Source organism: Aquabacterium sp. A08 (assembly GCF_011742065.1).
This window is the reverse complement of record NZ_JAAQQT010000590.1, coordinates 1-19,878: the sequence shown is the minus strand read 5'-3', so window position 1 is coordinate 19,878 and position 19,878 is coordinate 1. Positions and strand designations below refer to the sequence as shown.

Sequence of the window (19,878 nt, the reverse complement as noted above, 5' to 3'; positions counted from 1 at the left end):
TGCCACCAGAGCCAGCCGGCCAGCAGGGCCACCACCAGCAGCAGGAACAGGCTGACCCAGGAGAGGTAGGTGGGGGACATGGGTTTACTCCCGCAGGCGCGTCATGCGCACCAGCAGCACCGAACCCACGGTTTGCAGGCCCAGGGCGATCCACAGCAGCTTGCGGCCACCCGGGTCGGTCCAGAGGGTGGCCATGTAGGCCGGGTTGACGACGCTGAGCGCCAGCGCCACCCCCACCGGCAGCAGGCCGATGACCAGGGCCGAGAGCCGCGTTTCCGAGGACAGCGCGATCAGTTCCTGCTGCGCTTCCTGCCGGTCGCGCATGAACGCAGCGATGCGTTCCAGCACTTGGTCCACCTGACCGCCGTACTGGACGCTCAGGCGCATCACCGAGGCCAGCAGCCGCAGCGCGTCCAAACGGTAGAAACGGGCGGTCTGCTTGAGGGCGGTGTCGATGTCCAGGCCGGCCTGGATCAGGCTGCTGGCGTGGGCCAGGCAGGGTTTCAGCGGTCCCGAGGCCGAGGGTGCCGAGGCCACAAAGCCCGCCGCCACGCTGTTGCCCACCGCCAGCGACCGCACCAGCGCATCGATGAAGTGCGGCAGGGTCAGGGTCATCTGGCGGTTGACCCAGTCGAGTCGCCACTGCAGGCCCACCAATGCGGCCAGAGACATCAGGGCCAGCCAGCCCAGCACGGCCTGCCAGCCCAGCAGCACCTCCAGCAGCAGCCCCACCAGGGCCACCGCCAAGAGGGCGAAGGTGGCGGCACGACGCGTCAGGTTCAGGTCGGCGCGGCGCATCAACGATTCGACCCGGGCATTCCAGTTCAGGGGTTCGTCCTCCTCGGTTTCGTCGGCGGTGAACACCCCCGGCAGGTGCTGCGCCAGCACGCGTTCCGTGCGCTGGGCGGCACGCCGCTGCAGCCACACGAACCACAGGCCCAGCGCGGCCGCCAACAGCCCCAGCACCAGCGACCACCAGAGCCAGGAAACGCCGTCAGAACTGGTCATCCAGAATTCCTGCGCGCGGAGCCGCCAGGGCGGTGGCCGCGGGGGTGCTGCCGGACTTGAGCTTGGCCGTCACCGGCTTGAGGCCGCTGGCCTGCCAGCGCACCTCGCCCGTGCCGTCGTCGTTGAAGCGGAACAGCTCCTGCGTCACATAGGTGGTTTCGTTCACGCCGTTGACCTCGGTGATGGAGATGACGCGGCGGCTGCCGTCGGGCAGGCGGTTGACCTGCACGATGAAATCGATGGCGTTGGCGATCTGCCGGCGCAGGCTGAGTTCGCTGCCCTGGAAGCCGGCAAATCCGGCCAGCATTTCGAGCCGGTACAAGCATTCCCTTGGGGAACTGGCGTGGATGGTGCCCATCGAGCCATCGTGGCCGGTGTTCATGGCCTGCAGCATTTCCAGCACCTCGCCGCCGCGGACTTCACCCACCACCACCCGGTCGGGGCGCATGCGCAGGGAGTTGCGCATCAGGTCGCGTCCTGTCACCTGGCCCTGCCCGTCGAAGCCGCCCGGACGGGTTTCGAGCCGCACCACGTGCGGGTGGTTCAGCGAGAGTTCGGCCGTGTCCTCGATGGTGATGATGCGTTCATGCGCCGGTATGAACAGCGCCAGCGCGTTCAGCAGCGAGGTTTTGCCCGAACTGGTGCCGCCACTGACGAGGATGTTGCAGCGCGCCAGCACCGCATCGTGCAGCAGTTGCAGCATGGCCCGGTCGAAGGAGCCCAGCACCACCAGTTTCTCTGGCGTCAGCGGGTCTTGGCGGAATTTGCGGATCGACACCGTGGTCCCGTCCAGTGCCAGCGGTGGGATCACCGCGTTGACCCGGCCGCCGTCCACCAGCCGGGCATCGACCATGGGGCTGGATTCGTCCAGGCGGCGCCCCACCGGTGCCAGGATGCGCCGCACGATGCGCAGCAGGTGTTCCTCGTCGGTGAAGCGCACCTGGCTGCGGGTGAGCTTGCCGTGGCGCGAGACGTAGACCACGTCGGGGCCGTTGATCAGGATGTCCTCGATGTCCGGGTCGTCGATCAGTTCCTGCAGCGGCCCCAGACCCGACAACTCCTTGGTCAGCGCGTCCAACACCAGGCTGAGTTCCTGTTTGTTCAGCGGCAGGTTGGTGGTGCGGGCAAAGCGCTCGACCTCGGTCGCCACCAGCCGCTGCACGGCCGCGACCGACATGCGCCCAAACTCCCCGCCCAGCGACTCGATCTTGGCCAGCAGGTGTTCGTAGGCCTGGCGCTTGATCTGCTGGAAAGCCTGGCTGTGCTGAAAGCTCTGGCTCTCGTCGGCGAATTGGATGTCGGTGTTCACGGCAGGCGACGGTCAGCGGGAAAAACCGGGCAGGCTGGAGTTGACAGCCGGACCAAACACAAAATCGCGGTACGCCGCAGAGGGTTGTTCGCGACCTTCACCAGGCAGAGCCGGGAGTGAATCGGCCTTGTTGGCTTGCACCAAATAGGGTGTGACTATCAGCGCGAGCTCACGCTCTTTGCTCTGGAACTCCAGATTTTTGAAAAAGGCACCGATAACAGGCAAGTCACCTAGAAAGGGAATCTTGTTGATGTTCGAAGTGGTGGTCCTGCTCACCAGTCCTCCGATCACGAAACTCTCTCCGTCTCCCAGTTCTACCATGGTATCTGCGCGTCTTGTTGTAATGGCGGGAACGCTGAACCCGTTAGCTACCAGGGCGTTGGTGTAATCGAGGTCACTGACTTCGGGTGCTATCTTGAGGACAATCCGTTCTCTAGACAGCACAGTGGGTGTCAGGTTCAGGGCAATCCCAAAATTTTTGTACTGAATACCAACGGTTCCGTCCGGCCCCGGTGTAGGCAGCGGGATCTCCCCACCTGCCAAGAAAGAAGCGGTTTGCCCCGTCATGGTGACCAGCGTGGGTTCTGCCAGTACCCGCATCAAGTTGTTGTTCTCTAACATCTTGAGCGTCACATCGTAGTTGATGGACTTGGTTTTAAGGCTCACTAAACCATTTCTGGCGGTATCGAAGCCGATGGACCTAGCGTAGGAAAAAGTAAATCCACCGCCGGACCAAAAATCAACACCCAGTTGTCGCAAGTCGGATTTGTTGAACTCCACCACCTTCACATGCACCTGCACCGTGCTGGGCAGGTCCACGCTGCTGCGGTCCACCAGCGGCGATTTGCCCGCCACGGCCTGGGCCGCGCGGAAGTCCTGCACATGGGTCAGCACCTGCGGTGCCGCACCCGTCAGTTCCACTGAACCCGGGCGGCCCGACAGGCGCAGGCTGGTGAACTCGGCCGTGACGCGCACGGTGTAGACCAGCGGCTCGTGGCGGCCCGCCAGCCAGACACTGACCTGGCTGGTGCCCAGTCCGACGGCGCGCAGCAGCAGCGAGTCTTCGCCCGCTTTGGCGCCGCGCAGGGGCTGCACGTCCACCGCTGCGTCGTTGCTGGTGGACACGCGGGTGGGCCGCTGCGCCAGCGCGATCGACCGTTCCTGGCCGATGCGCAAGGCCAGTGCCGACGGTGTGGCCAGCGCGGTGGGGGTTTGCGCAGCAGCCGCAGCCGGGGCGGTCGCTTTTGGGGGCGGTTTGCGTGGCGCGCTGCGGACGGATTCGGCCGACTGGGCCCAGCCCAGACCAGGCAGCAGGGCCAGCCACAGGACAGGGTGCAGCAGCCGGTGGCTGACCAGCGAGGCGGGTGCGGGCGTGCGGTGGGGGTTCATCGGTGCGGGCCCTGCATCAGTAAGTGACGTTTTCACGTTTGCCGCTGCGCACCACTTCGACCGAACGCCGCTCCGGCTTGCGTGCGGAGGCGGGAGCGGGTGCGGCGACCCGGGCCGGGGCCGAGGCGGGCCGGGCGGCGCCACCGGCCAGGCTGTCCAGGCGGGCGCCGGCCAATGCACGGTCTTCCGGGCTGGTGGCGTTGCGCACCGGCAGCACCGGCGCGTTGGTCCACAATTCCGTCTTCGGCTGGCCCGGATCGTCGGGGTGGCGCAAGGCCAGCGCCAGGCGGCCCGACGATTCGCCCAGCAACAAGGCCGACACCTGGTCGACCGGCACCGAGAGCACCGCCGTGCGCGCGGCATCGGGCCGGTTGCCGCGTTCCGCCGGCGTGGAGGTTTCGGGCGTGGCCGTTTGCTTGTCGCCGTAGGTCAGCACCTGCAGACGGGACAGCAGCAACCGGGCCGACGAAGCGCCCACCTCGTCACCGCTTTGTTTGAGCATCACGAACACATCGACCCGGTCACCGGGGCGGATGCGGTTGGCCACGCCGATGGCTTCGTCCACCCGCACGGCCACGGCGCGTTCGCCCGCGGGCACTTCCAAGGCAAAGCTCTGACTCAGGAAGGTCTTAAGCACCGGTGCGCCAGGGGTGAGCGCTACACCGGCGACCTCGCCCACCAGGGCCGTGGGGGTGTCGTAGCTGCCCTCCAGGCGCGAGGGGTAGGGCTCCAGGCGCAGGTCGTCCGTCGTCAGGGCGTGACCGGCGGCCACCGCCCGGGCGGCCACCACGGTGGTGTGGGTCACCGAAGCGGGGGTGGCGGGCGCCGGCCCCGGGCTGGCGCTGGGCGTGCGCTGGCCCGACACCAGGCCCACCACCGCCAGAACCAAAGCCAGCACGAACAGGGTGATGGCAGCGAGTCGGACCAGATTGTTCATGGCAGGTGGTCAGGGTGGGTCACAACAGGCTGCGGGTGCTGACCTGGGATTCGGCTTCGCTGTTAAGCAGCGGCAGGAGCGACTCGCCCATCAGTCCAATGGTCGGCACGATAGGGTGGTCGCGGTAGTTGTAGCTGGCGTTGACTTTCACGCAGCGCAGGTCGGCGTTGTAGGCACAAGGTGCGGCCACCGCAAGACAGGTGTAGGCGCCCGGATGCAACTGGCTCAGCCATTCCCCGGCGCGTTCGCATTCAGATTGCGCCCGCTCTCGACGAAGAACCAAAGCGGTTGCCGGGTCGTTGGCCACTTGAAATTCCAAAGAGGCTCTGGCACCTTCTGCCGCGGCAAATGCCACCGTGGTTTTGACCGCAAACATGATACTGAACAACACCATGCCGTAAAGAATCAGCAGCAGCACCGGGAGGAGTAAAGCCAATTCGAGGGCAGATGCGCCGAATGCCCTATGTCGTGCCATCAATTGCATGGGTGTGGACGGTTGTGGGCCAGACGCAAACGGCCAATCGGCCCATCTGATTGATGCATTCGGATCAATGGCCGGTGTGCGCTGTCACACCCTTGGGCCCCACAGGGTGTGTATCAGGTGCCACCGACCCCCAACTTGCTGAGAATGTCGTTGAACAGGGTTTCGATGCCACCGCCCAAGGTGGTAAAAATGGCAATCAAGGCAACCACCAAAATGCCAGCGATCACGGCATATTCCAAGGCGGTGGCGCCCATTTCCTGGCGGCCCAGACGACGAATGGATGTGCGCATGTTGATTCCTTTCATGTTGCGGGAAAAATCTTGTGTGCTGAATTTGATGCAAATCAAAAGTCAACTTTACTTTTACTCACTATGGTTACAATGTAGCACAAATACCCCCGCAGGCAAAAGACTTGACACCTTTCTTGCACCACCGCTCAGCCTGTGTCTGAATACAAACTTACAAATGAGGGCTCTTTGCTCAATGCCGCTGTCGCGGTGTCGGGCGATGCGGAGGCCTTGCAGTTGATTGCGCTGTTGAACCGCATGAAGGAGCGGGACACGGCTGCGCTCGAAGAGTTGTACCGTCTGTATTCCAAGAAGATTGCCCGTTTCGTGGCGCATCTGTTGAGAGATCCCCAGGAGGCCAACGACATCACTCAAGATGTGTTTTTGCGCATCTGGCGCTACGCCGCGGCTTTTGATCCGCAGCGCGCCGCCCATCCGGCGGGTTGGCTGTACCAGGTGGCCCGCAACCAGGTGATGAGCGAACTGGCCAACCGTTCGCGTGCGGTGCATCAGGGCGACGAAGCGTTGGATGAGCACCCGTGCGAGCCCGACGAAAGCTTGGCGGCCAAGTGGGTGGTCAACAGCGAGGCATTTGCCCGGGCCCTGCAGGGCTTGTCCTCACACCAGAGGCAGGTGGTGCACCTGCGTTTTTACGGCGATCTGAGCCTGCGGGAAATCGCCGACACCTTGCACGTACCGCTGGGCACGGTGAAAACCTGGTTGCACCGCAGCCTGCTGCAAATCCGTAACGCGTTGGAGCCGGAGTTGACCCCATGAGCAAGCCCTCGTTGACCGACGAAGACGCCGTGCGTGCGATGTTGTACGTCGCCGATTTGCTGGCGCCGGAGCAGGCCGACCAATGGCAGCGGCGTCTGCCGCTGGAGCCCGCGTTGGCCGAGGAGGTGGAGCGTCTGCGGGCGCGACAGGATGCGGTCGATGGCGTGGGCAACCTGCTGGAGTTGATGGGGCGCGTGCGCACAGAAGAGGCCTGGCGGGAGCAGGTGCTCCAAGCCCACCCCGAGGTGGCCCGCAAGGCGGCTTACCTCTGGGTGGCCTTGCAAGAGGTGCGGGCGCGCTTGGTGCAATTGAAACAATTGGAAGAGGTCACCCGGGCGCTGCCGCCGGGTGCAGGGAGAAGTGTTGCGTGATTGAATTGTTGCTGCCTGAGCGGTTTCGCCCCTTGCGGGTCCGCGAGTCACAGGCCTATGGTCCCGCCTTGCTGGACAATTTTGCGGCGGCTCGGGCGGCCCTGACCCGTGCGGCCTGGCTGTCCAGCCCGATTGGCCTGCTGGCCCTGTTGCCCTCCATCTTCACGCTGGAGGTGTTCGATCGTGTCATCTTCCGGCACGGCATGTCGACGCTGGTGGCCTTGCTGGCGGGCGTGGCGGTGGCCCTGGCGGTGGAGTGGTGGTTCCGGCGCCGGCGTTCGACGCAACTGCGCGAGGCCGGTGCCTTGATCGACTGGGGCTTGTCGTCCACCCTGCTGGACCGTATGCTCAGCCAGCCCCTGCGCACCCTGGAAGATCGACCGGCCGCGGCCTGGATGTCCTTGTTCCGCGATGTGAGCACGGTGCGTGTGCTGATGACCGGGGCGGTGGTGCAGGCATTGTTCGATCTGCCCCTGGCGATTTTTGCGGTGTTGATCATTGCCGTGGTGGCCACCCCGGTGCTGCCGGTGGTGTTGGTGGCCATGACCGTGTTTGGCCTGCTGGCTTGGTGGTGGGCCGACGAGGTCAAGACCGGCAAGGTCAGCGAGGTGCAACGGGCCCGCAACCTGGACATGTTCACGGCCGAGTTGTGCCGCGCACGGGAATCGGTCAAGGCCTTGGCGCAGCACGAGGCGGTGGCCGAGCAGTGGAAGCGCAACTACGAACAGTGGCTGGGCGAAAGTTTTGCCAAGGGCACCGAACTGGAGGAATCGCGCGAACTCTCCCACACCCTGTTGATCCTCACCTCCATCTCTATCACCGCGTTCGGTGCCCTGGCGGTGGTGAACCAATGGATGACCGTGGGGGGGCTGATCGCGGCCAACATGCTGGCGCTCAAGGCCATTTCGCCCATCGCCATGCTGTCGGGTGCCTGGCGCCAGCTGGCGCAGTCGATCGAGGCGGCGAAGCGTCTGGATGCGGTGTTTGAGCAGCCGGTCGATTCGGCGAGCAGCCAGTTGGCGCTGCCCCGTCCCAAGGGCTTGGTCCGACTGGAGAAGCTCACCTTCGCTTTTGACGACCAGGCCCGCCCGGTGTTCGATGAAATCGATCTGACCTTGCAGCCCGGCCGCTTCTATGCGGTGGTGGGGCGCAATGGCGCGGGCAAGTCCACCCTGCTCAAGCTGATCACCGGTTTGTACCGCCCCAACGCCGGGCGGGTCATGATCGACGAGTACGAACTCCAACAGTTCTCGCGGGCCGAAACCGCTGCCTGGATTGCCACCCTGTCGCAGAATGTTTATTTCATCGACGGTTCGATCGCCGATCAGCTGCGCAGCGCTGCCCCAGGGACCGACGACCAGCAAATTGTCAAGGCCTGCAAGCTCACGGGTGCGCACGCGGCCATCACCCGCTTACCGCAGGGCTATGCCACGGTACTTCGGGAAGGGGGGCGGGCGTTGTCGGCGGGGGTGCGTCGCAAAATTGCCTTGGCACAGGTGCTGTTGCGCAACCCGGCGGTGCTGGTGCTGGACGAACCCTCGAACGACCTGGACCACGACAGCGAAATGCAGCTGATCGCGGCGCTCAAACTCATTGCCAAGGTGCGCACGGTGGTGGTGGTGACGCACTCCCAGCAAATGGTCAGCCATGCGGACTTGGCGGTGGATGTCACGGGCGAGGGGCAGGTGCAGTTGATTGGCCCGGCCGCGGCCATGGAGCGTTATTTTTCTGCAGGCAAACGTGCCAAGATTCCCGAGACCCCGGGCGAGCCCAGCCATCTGATCTGACATGCAAGAAGAATCTTCCAAACCCCGTGTGATTGGGCGCTTGCACCGCATGCGCCAAGAGCGAGCACAGCGCTCGCGTTGGCGGCGGCTGGCACCCCGTGTGGCGGCGGGTGTGGCCGTGGTCCTGGTTGCGGTGGCCCTGTTCGCCCCGGTGGAAATGACGGTCACCGCGCCGGGACGGGTCGTGCCGTCGGAGCGGGTGAAGTCGGTGCAGCACCTGGAGGGCGGCATCATCCGTGAGGTGTTTGTGCGCGAAGGCCAATCGGTGCGTGCCGGTCAGCCTTTGGTCAAAGTGGATTTGGGGGCCCAGGGTCCGAATTTGGAGGAAATCCGGGCCAAGGTGGCTTCGCTGCATGCCGCACGCCAGCGCCTGTCCAGTGAAGCCTCGGGCACGGCGCTGGACCTGCAGATGTTTGCGCCAGACACCGCCGAGGCGGTGCTGCAGACCGAAATGCTTACCTACAACGCCCGTTGGTTGGAGCACCAAGGGCAGTTGTCGGCCGCGCGCGCGCAAGTGGAGATGCACAGCAGCCGCGCGTTGGAGGTGCAGGCCAAGATTGAGGGTCTGCGGGCCCGCCAGGGGATTTTGGAGCGCGAATATGCCCTTTCGGCCCAGTTGGCGCAGGAGCGGCTGGTCCCCGAACTGGAGGCGATGCAAAAACAGAAGGAACTGGAAACCAACAAGGCCGAATTGGCCAGCGCGATCCAGGGATTGGCCGCTGCCCGCGCCGCCGCCCAGGAGGCGCGCAGCAAAGTGGAAGAGGCCGAGGGGCGGTTCCGCCGCCGTGCCTCGGAGGAACTGCTGACCACCGAGCGCCAGATCGCCACCGCCACCGAAGAACTGGGGCGCGCCCAGGACCAGCGCGACCGAACGGCCTTGCTTGCCCCGATCCATGGGGTGGTCAAAGGGTTGCGCTCGGGAGAGCCGGGTTGGGTGGTCAAGCCTGGCGAAACGATCATGGAGGTGGTGCCAGCCGATGCCGAGATCGAGGTGGAAGCCCGCTTGAACCCACGCGACCGCGGGCTGATTGCCGATGGTCAGCCGGTGCGGATCAAGGTCACGGCCTATGACTTCTTGCGTTTTGGGGCACTGGAGGGCAACGTCTTGCGCATTGCTGCCGATGCCGATCAGGACCCCGAACAGGGCAGCTATTTCAAGATGGTGGTGCGCACCCAGGGCGCCTTGTTGGGCAAATCCCAGCTGCCTGTGACGGCCGGTATGCAGGCGGACGTGGATGTGGTCATCGGTCGCCAGCCCTTTGCTTGGTATTTGTTGCGTCCGGTCTTGAAGGTCGGGGCGGAAGCCTTCCGGGAGCCGTGATGCGCCTTGCCTGCCCAGGTTTTCCGGTGCTCCGATGCGCTTGGCGAGCGTGGGGGGTAGTGTGGCTGTGCGGTGCGCTGGCCGCTGGTGCCCAGGCCACAGAAGTCGAACCCGATGCCCCCGACATGGCGCGCCGCTTGGCGCTGCTGATGCGTGACGCCCCCGAAGTGGCGCAGGCCCAGGCGGCCCTGGCGGGCCGTTACGCCGAACTGGATTCGGCGACCTATGCGCGCTGGCCCCAAGCCAGTCTGAGTGTGGCCGGCGGTGATGCCTCGTCCACCCTGCGTGGCAATCCTGTGACCCAGGTCGATGCGCGTGTGACCGCCGGCTTGCGCTACAACCTCATCGATTTCGGCAACCGCAGTGCCAAGCAAAGGGCCGCCGAGCAGGCGGTGCAGTCGGCCCTGGCGGCGGTGGAGCGGACCCAGGAAACCGTGGCACGCGATGCGCTGAACGCGTATTTGCAAGTGCTACGGTTCTCGTTGCTGACCGAGGTCGGGCGCAATTCCCAGGCGGCTTTGGCTGAGCTGGAACGTTTGGAGTCGCGCCGGGTGGCACTGGGCGGGGCGGGCATCACCGACGCCAAGCTGGCCTCCTCGCGTCTGGCCGTGAGCGCCAACAAACTGGCCCAGTTTGAGCTTTCACAGCAGGAGTGGCTTTCCAAGTTTGCCGCGCTCTACGGCTTCATGCCCGACGCGTCGCGTTTGCCTGTCTTGCAGGTGCCGGCTGGCTGGCTTCAGGCCGACCTGGAGGCGGCTGTGGGGCGAGCGATCGAACGCAGCCCATCTGTGCGGGCCAGCCGCTTTGCCCTGGAACAGGCGCGGTCGGATGTGCAGGCCGAGGAGGCCGCCCGTTTGCCCGCGGTGGATTTGACCTTGACCAAGCGCTACGAGTACCCGGGCGGTTTCACCGAAAAACCGCAGCTTGGGGTGCAAATGCAGTTGGGCACGAACAACGTGCTGGAAGCCAGTGCCCGGGTGGCACGAGCAGTCAGCCGGCGTCAAGCCGAAGAGCAGCGGCACGAGACCCTGTTGCGCGACCTGCGGCAGTTGACCCGTTCGGCCTGGCAGCGCCAGCGTCTGGGGGCCAACCGGGTGGGCCTGTTGGCCAACGCCGCCACCGATTCTCTCACCGTTTTCAACGCCCGTGCCAGGCTCAACAGCGTGGGGCGCGAGACCACCCTGGCCTTGCTGGACGCTCAAGTGGAGTCCAACAATGTGTTGATCGATTGGGTGAACGCCATTTTTGACCACCGCCTGGGTGAACTCGAACTGGCCAAGGAGACGGGCAGCCTGGTGCCGGCGGTCGATGCCGAACTGGCTTGGGCCCAGCAGTTGTTCACCGCGGAGGATTACCGAGCCCCCGTCCGGGCGGCGTTGGCCTCCGCCGCCCAACGACCCGGTCTGGCGCCCTTGATGGCCCCGGTGGGGGCGGCTGAGGCCCCGCCGCGCATGACCATGCCCGTGGCCGGCGGATGGCGCCCGGTCTCTTTGCGCTGGCAGCCCAAACGCCCGGTTCGCGAGGAAGGCTTGCCACGTGTGCGAGAATTTTTGGCGACACACACGCTTGACTTGAAACCTTTTGAGCCCAGCACTGGTAGAAGCTGGTAAGCAAAGTGCCGCTTAAGGTTGAACATGACCCTCGATATCCTTCCCCCCTCGCTGCCCGCCAACTCAACGTTGGGGGTCTTGTCTGGTCAGCAACTGGAGGCGTTGCTGGGTCAGGTTCGCGACCAGTGGCCTGTGGACGCGGCGCCCGAGACGGTGGACGGTTTGAAAGACACGCTGGGCAGTCGTGCCGAGCCCATGGCCCAAGGGGTGGTGTCCGCGCTGGGGCTGGCCAGTATCGCTTTGCTCTCTGAGGCCCGGGCCGACCAGGCATTGGGCCATTTTTCCCCTTTGCGCACGGCGCTGGACGCGCTGGATGCCACCTTTCTGTCGACCGAGCCGGCCCTGATGGGGCTGATCGGGCCCAATGCCAACTTGACCTTGGGGGCGCTGCGCGGCGATGTGGCCCAGATGGAGTGGTCTGAACTCGTTCGGGTGGTGGAGGACCTGTCCTCCACTCTCAGTGCGGATCTCTCCGTCCTGTCCGGCGAAGCCAGCAGCGACGCCGTTGCCTCGTTGCCCGTGCTCGAGGGGCTGGCCGCCATCCTTGCGGATGCGGCTCTGCTCGATCCGGTGGAGCAGACGCTGCCAGTGCTTGAAACCGCGTTGGCTGACGCGGGAGTGGTGGTGCCGAACCTCCTGGCCAGTGGTGCCTTGGGTGTGGCCGCGCCATCTGTGGACTTTGATCCCCTGGCATGGGTGTCGGGTGTCAATGGACTGACCGGCCAGGTGTTGGGCACTGTGGGAACGGTGGTCGGTACCGTGGTGGAGTCGGTGACCACCGTCGCAGGGGGGCTGCTCGATGCCGTGGACACGGCGGTGGGTTCCACCCTTGAAGGGGTCAACCAGGCGACCGATGCCCTGCTGGAGACGGTGGGTGGAGTGACCGCAGGCCTGACCGACGCGGTGGAGGGCCTGTTGGGTGGAGACGAGGGCCTGTTGGGGGGCTTGACAGAAACCACCCAAGACCTTGTAGGGGGGCTGGATACCGTTGTCGATACCACCGTTCAATTGCTGGATGGCACCGTTGGCAGTCTGGTCGATTTGGTGGACGGCACTGTAAGCCTTCTGGGGGGAGCCCTGGCTGGGCTGTTCAACTCCGATACCTTGTTCCTGGGGGCTGAAGCTTCGGCTCTGGACGAGGCCGATGGGGAGTTGGTGGATCTCGTGGCCGACTTGTTGGGTGAGAGCCTGGGTGCAACCGACAGTGGCGACGCCTGGGGGGCCTGGTTGCCCACGGCTGTCGAGGACGGGGTGGTGTCGCCGTTGGTCGATGCGGTGGAGGTCGGCACCGGACAACTGACCGATGTGGTGGACACTTTGGCTGGCGAAGGCGGCCTGTTGGGCAACTTGGTCGAACCCTTGGTCTCGACCGAGGACGCTGCCGGTCTGCTGGGTTCGCTCGGTGGCAACCTGCTGGGTTGAGTCGTCAACGGAGTGAGGCTGGCCGAAATCGCTGGAGCGGGCATCGCATTGCCCTCAAAAGGGTAAAATCGATGCCACTTACCGCGATTTCAAGGGACCAGCAGGCATGAGCAATCACCAGGAACCCGGCTTCCCGCCACTGGAAGAGGGCGGGTCTGAGCGCGCTTCTCCGGTGCAGGCTTTGCAGCCCTTGCTGGTACTGATCTCGGACTCCCAAGAAACGGCCATGCGTGTCAACAGCATGATGACGCACGTGGCCAAAATCCATGTGTTGCCGTTCAAAGTGGTGGGTGGGATGCTGGCCAAGGTGGCGGAGATCGCCCCGCGTGCCGTGATCGTTGATTTTTGTGAGGCGACCCGCGACGAGGCGGTTGCCGTGTCGGCCCAATTGCGTTTTGGTCGGCCCGACACGCCGCTGGTGGCCTTGGGGCGCTCCGATTCCGGTGCCGATGCCTTGGCGGCCCTCCGTTCCAACGTGAGTGAATTCCTGGATGTTCGCGCCCAGCCGTCAGAGGTTATGACGGTGCTGAAGCACCTGTTTACCCGCAGTGGCACGCACAGCGGCCGTGGCCAGACCATCGCCATCTTCGGTGCCCGTTCTGGGGTTGGGGTTTCCACTTTTGCCACCAACCTGGCGTGCTGCATGCGCAGCCTGGGGGGGCGCAGTGCACAGATCCTGTTGATGGATTTGGGCTTGCCGGTGGCCGACAGCGCCATCTTGCTGGGTGGCAAGAAAGCCTTCAACTTTGTCGAACTGGCCAAGGTGCTTGATCGGGTCGATCCGTTGTTCCTGGAGTCGGCGCTGTCCAAAACACAGGATGGCATTGCCACCCTGCCCCTGCCAGACAATGTGGCTGAGTTGCGTGACATCACTCCGTCGATTGCGGTGGGGCTGATCGACCGGATGCGCATTTTTTTCGATGTGCAGATCATCGACCTCGGCGGTTTCACCAACCTGGAATTCGCGGTGATGGTGGCTTCGCAATGCAGCCGTACCCTGCTACTGACCGAGCAGTCGGCGACCTCCATCGTTTCGGCCAATGCCGTGGCTGGGGCGCTGCAATCCGCTGGGGTGTCCGCCAGATTGGTGGTAAACAAGCACGACTCCACCTTGGCGCCTTCGGCCCAGAAGATCTCGGAGCGCCTGGACTTGCCGCTGTTGGGCGTTTTGCCTGAGCGCCGCCAGGTGCTGGTCCATGCTTTGAACCAGGGGCACCCCTTGTTTCAGGCCCAGCCGAACGACGCCTACAGCCGTGCGGTGCGCAAAATCGGCTGGGAACTTTCACCCTTTGACGACGCCCTGGAGCGCGACATGTCACCGTTGTCGGTGTCTTCACTGCTGGAGAAAGTGCTCCGCCGCAAGCGTCCGGCGGGTGCTTCGGCCACTTGAGCATCGATGAACCGAACACTGTATTGGCTGGGCGCGCCCTTGCTCGCCGCTGCCTTGGTGGGGCTTGGGTGGTTGGCTTTGCGCCCATCCGATCCGGTTGCGACGGTCAAAGCCGTTGCAGCCATCGATCCGTCCCAGTTGGCGCGTGACGCCGAATTCAACGCGGGCGTGGCGTTGTTGGAGCGGCGTCAATACCCGCAGGCGCTGGCCCATTTTCAAGGTTTGCTGGTTCGTTACCCGGACCTGGTCGAAGCGCACAACAACCTGGCCCATGTGCACGCGGCCATGGGTGATCTGCCGGCGGCCCGTGCGGCCTTGGAGGCTGGGGTGCAAGCCCAACCCTCCGTGCGCACCCTGGTGCAGAACCTGCGACAGTTGCATGCCCGGGAGTCCCTGCTTTCCTTGAACAAGGCCCTTCAAGTGGAGCAGGCGCCGTTGTCTGAGCTGACACTGGCCCGTCTTGACGCGATTTATGTGTCCCAGGTGGCCGCACGCGACGACAAGCCAGCCCCAGCGGCCGAGTCGCCGCCTGCGGTGGCTGCCTCGGTGCCTGAGTCACGGGCTTTGTCTGTCGAACCCTCGGTTGCCCCAGCCCCAGCGGTGGCTGTACCGGGACCTGAGGTGGTCGTTGCCGTGTCCGCCTCGCCCCCGATGGTGGCCACGGCCAAGGTGGTGCCTGCCGACACCGAGCCGGACCCGGCCGCCACGCCGGCGGACGAGGAGATGCTGGCTGCGCAGGTGCGCGCCTGGGCACGCGCCTGGTCTGCGCCCAATGTGCCTCAGTACTTGGCGTTTTACGACGACAGTTTTCTTCCCCCCAACGGTCTGTCTCGGCGCGCTTGGGAGGCTGAGCGGCGCTCGCGTATTGCAGGCCGCAGCATCAGCCTCCGGTTAGAAAACCTCACGGTCACGCCGCAGGGTAGCCGTGCCGTGGTGCGCTTTCGCCAGCATTACCGTTCCGGCAGCTTTGTCTCGTCCGTGAACAAGCGCATGGTCTGGGTGCGTCGGGGCGCGCATTGGCGGATTGCCAGCGAGGGCGTGGCATGACGGTTCGCTGGCCGGGTCGCCGTCGCTGGTGGGCGGGTGGTTTGCTGGTTGTGTTGGCCGCCACCAGCTGGCTGTACCATGGTCGCGGGGTGAAGGCGGCCACCGAGCAGATCGAAGCGCCCACGCGTTCTGTGTTGTTGCGCACGGAAGCCGGCACAGCGTCGCCACGCGCTCCTGGGACCGTGGAGGCGCATCTGGAGGAGGTGCTGGCCTCCTTGCAACAGTCGGACCTTGACGGCGCCTATGCCGCGGCCCGACAACTCACCGAGCGTTTCCCGACACACGCTTTGAGCCAGCTGATGCTGTCCGATGTCAGTCGGATGCAGTCGTTTGAACTCCCGCTGCTGGCAACGGGAGGGGAATCTGTGCCGGCTGCGAAGGCGCGACGTCTGGATGAAATGCGCACAGAAGCCGTGCGGCGTATGGCCTCCAGTCCTGGGGATGTCAGCGACACGGTGCGTCTGGCCCCGATCCTGGCCTGGTCGGGGCGCACCCCTTATGTGGTGGTGGTGGATGCCAAGGTATCCCGTCTCTATCTGCTCAAGGTGCGCAGCGTGGCTGGCGCCGACCACCCGGTGTTCGATGTTGTGGAACGCCTTTACGTGTCTTTCGGCAAAAATGGCCTGGACAAGCGCCGGGAGGGCGATGGCCGCACACCGCTGGGGCTGTACCGCATTGTCGGGCGGCGAACCGACGCCGAATTGCCCCCTCTGTACGGGCATGGCGCTTTGACGCTGAATTATCCGAACCCCGTCGACGTGATGCAGGGACGCACGGGCAGTGGCATTTGGTTGCACGGTGTGCCACCAGACCAGTACGTCCGACCGCCATTTTCCTCGGACGGCTGTATCGTGTTGGCCAATCCCGATTTTCAGCGCTTGTTCGACGGGCTGGATTTGCGCGGCACGCCGGTGGTGGTGGCGCAAGAGGGTTTGTGGGCCGATGTGAGCGATGCGGGCGGCGCTTTTGCCGTCAAGCGGGAGGCATTGCAGCAAGCCCTGCAGGCTTTGCAAAGCGCCCGCACGGCCGCCGATCCGGCGGCATTGCAGTCGTGGGTGCACCCCAGCAGCCGAGAGCCGTGGTTGCGTCTGCGCGCGGCGGAGGGCTACCGGCTGGGTGTGGACGGTTTGAGCTTGCTGGTCGATCCGCAGCAGCCGCTGCACGCATTAGCCGAGTTTCACGAGACCGTCAATGGGCAGCGCACCGATGTGGTGAGGGTCCAGCACTGGTGGCGCGAGCCCGACGGCTGGCGCCTGTTGCGGGACGAGGTGGTTCAGGGCAAGCCCAGTGCGGCACTGGCCCACGCAGGATCTGCCAAACCACCGGTGACTGCCGAGCAGCGCAGTCTGGTGTCTGCTGGCGAGCCGCCTGTGGCGTTGCGCCAAGCGGTAGAGGCTTGGGCGCGGGCCTGGAGTCGCAGCGACTTTGACGCCTACCTTCAAGCCTACGCCACGTCGTTCAAACCGGCGGCTGGGCTCAGCCGAGAGGCCTGGGTGCAGGAAAGGCGGGCCCGTATCGTTGGCCGAACCTCTATTGAAGTCAAGCTGTCGCAGCTGCAGTTTGATGTGGACGGGGCACAGGCGGTGGTGCGGTTTCGCCAAGACTATCGTTCGGGGGGGCTGGTGTCCAGCACGCACAAACGCCTGGTCTTGGTTCTGGAGCGAGGGCGCTGGCGCATTGTGAGTGAAAAGGCCGGGCGTTGATCCCATCACTCCTGCACAGGCGTGTCATGCTGGAAAACCAATCGCTGCTCCCCCCTTCGTTTGTGGCCCTGCACACCAGTCCGGGCCGCCTGAGGCCCGATCTGCCCTGGCCGGCCCTGCTGGAGCGCCACGAACTGTGCGAGGACATGGCCCAGATGCTCACGGAGCACGCATCGCAGGTGCTGGTGCGTCTGGGCATCACCGAGGGCGATGTGTTGCAGCGCGTGCTGGCGGGCCTGCTGGCCGATGAAGGCCGTTTGAGCGATGGCGAAGCCCGCTGGGTAGTGTGCCGCCTGGCAGAACTGCTGCAGTGGCCGCTGCCGGCCAGCGTGGCCATGGGTGTGCCGCAGAACTGACCCGCTGCAAGCCCCGGGGCTGGGCCTTGACCAGGGTTGTCGCCTGCGAGGCAAGTTCAACGCCAGTCAGGCGTTAGATTGCGTGGTTGGCGCGGCCTGTCGCCGCCTTCCTTGCCAGGAGCGTTGACCATGACCGCGATCACCCCCGAATTGAGCCCTCACATTGAAATCTGGTGGGAAGACCTGCCTGTTGGCGTTGCGCGCGAGATGGGCAGTGTCAGCCCCAGCGCCGAAGAGATCGTGGCGTTCGCCCGCCAGTTCGACCCACAGCCTTTTCACCTCGACCCGGAAGCCGCCAAGCATTCGGTGTTTGGCGGCCTCTGCGCCAGCGGCTGGCACACCTGCAGCCTGGCCATGGGGCTGATGGTGCGCAATTTTCTGCACAAGACCTCCAGCCTCGGGTCGCCGGGCCTGGAGAACCTGCGCTGGCTCAAGCCGGTGTATCCCGGCGACGTGTTGAGCTTGCGCCAAACCGTGACCGACAAGCGAGGCATGCGCAAGCGGGCCGATGTCGGTCTGGCCCGCACCGTCTGGGAAATGTTCAACCAGCACGGCGACAAGGTGCTGCACATGGAAGGGCACGGCATGTTCCGGCGCCGTCAGCCTGCCAGGCTGGAAGGTGAGGCGGATACCCAGGGGTTGGATGCCACAGACGGGCAGGCACAAAAAAACCAGCCCTTGTGAGGCTGGTCAAGTTGTTGATTGGTTTGGTGCCGGAGAAAGGAATCGAACCCTCGACCTTCTCATTACGAATGAGCTGCTCTACCGACTGAGCTACACCGGCAACAGGGGGTTGAAAACCGCCCAAACCGGAATTATAGCGCCAGAAATCACGCGGCCTGCGGGGCTTCCAGGTGGTAACGGGTCACGCGATCCACCTCGTTTTTCGAGCCCAGCACCACGCTGACGCGCTGGTGCAGTTCGGTGGGCTGGATCTCGAGGATGCGCTGGCGGCCGTTGGTGGCGGCGCCGCCGGCCTGTTCCACCAGCCAGCCCATCGGGTTGGCCTCGTACATCAGGCGCAGCTTGCCGGGTTTGTTCGGCTCGCGCTTGTCCCAGGGGTACATGAACACGCCGCCGCGGGTCAGGATGCGGTGGACATCGGCCACCATGCTGGCGATCCAGCGCATGTTGAAGTCCTTGCCGCGCGGGCCTTCGCGGCCCTGCAGGCATTCGTCGATGTAGCGCTTGACCGGTTCGTCCCAGTGGCGCAGGTTGCTCATGTTGATGGCGAATTCCTGGGTGTCCGCCGGGATGGTGACGTTTTCCTGCGTCAGCACCCAGGCGCCCTGTTCGCGGTCCAGCGTGAACATGGCCACGCCATTGCCCACGGTCAGCACCAGGGTGGTTTGCGGACCGTAGATGCAGTAACCGGCGGCCACTTGGGCCTGGCCGGGTTGCAGGAAGTCGCTCTCGCACACCGGTTCGATGCGGGTCGGGTCCTCGTTGGGTTTGCGCAGCACCGAAAAAATGGTGCCGATGCTGACGTTTACGTCGATGTTGGAGGAGCCGTCCAACGGGTCGAACATCAGCAGGTACTCGCCTTGCGGGTAGCGGTTGGGCACCACGTAAATGCCCTCCATTTCCTCGGAGGCCATGGCCGCCAGGTGACCACCCCATTCGTTGGCGTCGATCAGCACCTCGTTGGCGATGATGTCGAGCTTTTTCTGCACCTCGCCCTGCACGTTTTCGCTGCCGGCACTGCCCAGCACCTCGCCCAGGGCGCCTTTGTTGACCTGGATGGCGATGCGTTTGCAGGCTCGGGCGACGATTTCGATCAGCAGCCGCAGTTCGGAGGGGATGCGGCCATGCACGCGTTGCTGTTCGACCAGGTAGCGGGTCAGGGAGATGTGTTCGGTCATGGGGGTTCCTGGGAAGCGGTTCAGTCGGCGAGGGCGCGGGTGACGACCTCGCGCACGTCGTTGCTCAGTTCGCCGTGGGCGGCGACGCGGGCAATCGCCTCGCGGGCGGCGCTGCGGTAGGGTTCGGCCAGCTGTTTCCAGCGGTCCAGTGCGCGCGCCAGGCGGGCGGCCACCTGGGGGTTGAAGGCGTCGATCTCGACGACCCGTTCGCTCCAGAACACGTAGCCGGCGGCATCGGCGCGGTGGAAGGCCCCGGGGTTGGCGTGGCAGTAGGTGCTGATGACGCTGCGCGCCCGGTTTGGGTTGCGCGGGTGGAAGTCGGGGTGTTGCAGCAACTGCTTGACCCGTGGCAGCACGTCACCGCCGTGGTCGGGCGCGCCGGCCTGCAGGGCAAACCACTTGTCCAGCACCAGGTCCTCGCGCTGGAACCAGGCGTGGAAGCGCCGCAGCGCGTCCTGCGCCAGGGCGTGCCCGCTGACGACCAGTGCCTGCAGGGCATGGAAGCGGTCGGTCATGTTGCCGGCGTCCTTGAAGCGCTGGTAGGCCTTGCCCGGCCACACCGCATCGCCGCTGTCGCGCGCGGCGATGCACAGCATCTGCAAGGCCAGGCCGGCCAGGGCGCGGCGGCCGCTGGAGACCGGGTCGGGCCGGTAGGCGCCGTTGTCCTGGTGGGCCTCGAAGGCCAGGGCCCAGTCGGCCTGCAGCGCCAGGGCCAGTTGCCGGCGCATGGCTTCGCGCACCGCGTGGATGCGCTGTGGGTCCACCACGTCCAGCTGTTCGGCGATGTAGGTTTCGGCCGGCAGCGTCAGCACCAGCTC

Annotated in this window: 19 protein-coding genes and 1 tRNA gene; 11 read left to right on the top strand and 9 right to left on the bottom strand. The window is 65.0% G+C overall.

What is annotated here, in order from left to right; genetic code table 11:
• Positions 1-84 precede the first annotated feature (84 nt).
• The 6 genes from HA630_RS07985 to HA630_RS07960 all read right to left on the bottom strand — a co-directional run bounded on the left by HA630_RS07985 (position 85) and on the right by HA630_RS07960 (position 5,432).
• Positions 85-1,008, bottom strand: a complete 924-nt coding sequence (locus tag HA630_RS07985) for a type II secretion system F family protein (protein WP_166833927.1) — start codon at positions 1,006-1,008, stop codon at positions 85-87.
• Positions 995-2,317: a CpaF family protein gene (locus HA630_RS07980; protein WP_166833925.1), complete on the bottom strand. Its 1,323-nt coding sequence runs from the start codon at positions 2,315-2,317 to the stop codon at positions 995-997. The genes HA630_RS07985 and HA630_RS07980 overlap by 14 nt, the downstream gene beginning before the upstream one ends.
• Positions 2,318-2,329: 12 nt before the next feature.
• Positions 2,330-3,706: a type II and III secretion system protein family protein gene (locus tag HA630_RS07975; RefSeq protein ID WP_166833954.1), complete on the bottom strand. Its 1,377-nt coding sequence runs from the start codon at positions 3,704-3,706 to the stop codon at positions 2,330-2,332.
• A 16-nt stretch (positions 3,707-3,722) separates the two neighbouring features.
• Complete coding sequence (gene cpaB / locus HA630_RS07970) at positions 3,723-4,643, bottom strand: Flp pilus assembly protein CpaB (RefSeq protein ID WP_166833952.1); 921 nt, start codon at positions 4,641-4,643, stop codon at positions 3,723-3,725.
• A gap of 19 nt (positions 4,644-4,662) precedes the next feature.
• Complete coding sequence (locus HA630_RS07965; RefSeq protein ID WP_166833950.1) at positions 4,663-5,127, bottom strand: TadE/TadG family type IV pilus assembly protein; 465 nt, start codon at positions 5,125-5,127, stop codon at positions 4,663-4,665.
• Between the two features lie 113 nt (positions 5,128-5,240).
• Positions 5,241-5,432, bottom strand: coding sequence for a Flp family type IVb pilin (locus HA630_RS07960; protein WP_166833948.1), 192 nt, complete (start codon positions 5,430-5,432; stop codon positions 5,241-5,243).
• A 138-nt stretch (positions 5,433-5,570) separates the two neighbouring features.
• Between HA630_RS07960 and HA630_RS07955 the strand changes: the two genes are divergently transcribed.
• From HA630_RS07955 to HA630_RS07905, 11 genes are all read left to right on the top strand, one after another.
• Positions 5,571-6,191 carry an RNA polymerase sigma factor gene (locus tag HA630_RS07955; protein WP_166833946.1) on the top strand — a complete coding sequence of 207 codons (621 nt, stop codon included), beginning with the start codon at positions 5,571-5,573 and terminating at the stop codon, positions 6,189-6,191.
• A complete protein-coding gene (locus HA630_RS07950) occupies positions 6,188-6,562 on the top strand; it encodes a hypothetical protein (RefSeq protein ID WP_166833944.1) in 375 nt (124 codons plus the stop codon). The genes HA630_RS07955 and HA630_RS07950 overlap by 4 nt, the downstream gene beginning before the upstream one ends.
• Entirely contained in the window at positions 6,559-8,349 is a 1,791-nt protein-coding gene (locus tag HA630_RS07945; RefSeq protein WP_166833942.1) for an ATP-binding cassette domain-containing protein, read from the top strand. Before HA630_RS07950 ends, HA630_RS07945 begins: the two co-directional genes overlap by 4 nt.
• Positions 8,350-8,398: 49 nt before the next feature.
• A complete protein-coding gene (locus HA630_RS07940) occupies positions 8,399-9,670 on the top strand; it encodes an HlyD family type I secretion periplasmic adaptor subunit (RefSeq protein WP_243855409.1) in 1,272 nt (423 codons plus the stop codon).
• Between the two features lie 137 nt (positions 9,671-9,807).
• Positions 9,808-11,280: a TolC family protein gene (locus tag HA630_RS07935; RefSeq protein WP_166833938.1), complete on the top strand. Its 1,473-nt coding sequence runs from the start codon at positions 9,808-9,810 to the stop codon at positions 11,278-11,280.
• A 24-nt stretch (positions 11,281-11,304) separates the two neighbouring features.
• Entirely contained in the window at positions 11,305-12,702 is a 1,398-nt protein-coding gene (locus HA630_RS07930; protein ID WP_166833937.1) for a hypothetical protein, read from the top strand.
• A gap of 106 nt (positions 12,703-12,808) precedes the next feature.
• Positions 12,809-14,092: a fimbrial protein gene (locus tag HA630_RS07925; RefSeq protein WP_166833935.1), complete on the top strand. Its 1,284-nt coding sequence runs from the start codon at positions 12,809-12,811 to the stop codon at positions 14,090-14,092.
• Positions 14,093-14,098: 6 nt separating this feature from the next.
• A complete protein-coding gene (locus HA630_RS07920) occupies positions 14,099-15,139 on the top strand; it encodes a nuclear transport factor 2 family protein (RefSeq protein WP_166833933.1) in 1,041 nt (346 codons plus the stop codon).
• On the top strand, positions 15,136-16,842 hold the full coding sequence (locus HA630_RS07915) for a L,D-transpeptidase family protein (protein WP_166833931.1): 1,707 nt from the start codon (positions 15,136-15,138) through the stop codon (positions 16,840-16,842). The genes HA630_RS07920 and HA630_RS07915 overlap by 4 nt, the downstream gene beginning before the upstream one ends.
• A gap of 26 nt (positions 16,843-16,868) precedes the next feature.
• Positions 16,869-17,198 carry an ATPase with chaperone activity gene (locus HA630_RS07910; protein WP_166833929.1) on the top strand — a complete coding sequence of 110 codons (330 nt, stop codon included), beginning with the start codon at positions 16,869-16,871 and terminating at the stop codon, positions 17,196-17,198.
• 129 nt (positions 17,199-17,327) lie between these two features.
• Complete coding sequence (locus HA630_RS07905) at positions 17,328-17,882, top strand: MaoC family dehydratase (RefSeq protein WP_166833896.1); 555 nt, start codon at positions 17,328-17,330, stop codon at positions 17,880-17,882.
• A gap of 24 nt (positions 17,883-17,906) precedes the next feature.
• Here the strand turns inward: HA630_RS07905 and HA630_RS07900 are convergent.
• The 3 genes from HA630_RS07900 to HA630_RS07890 all read right to left on the bottom strand — a co-directional run.
• A tRNA-Thr gene (locus HA630_RS07900) sits at positions 17,907-17,982 on the bottom strand.
• A gap of 46 nt (positions 17,983-18,028) precedes the next feature.
• Positions 18,029-19,060: a class 1 fructose-bisphosphatase gene (locus tag HA630_RS07895; RefSeq protein WP_166833894.1), complete on the bottom strand. Its 1,032-nt coding sequence runs from the start codon at positions 19,058-19,060 to the stop codon at positions 18,029-18,031.
• Between the two features lie 20 nt (positions 19,061-19,080).
• On the bottom strand, positions 19,081-19,878 hold a 798-nt coding region (locus tag HA630_RS07890), incomplete at its 5' end, for an aminopeptidase N C-terminal domain-containing protein (RefSeq protein WP_166833892.1).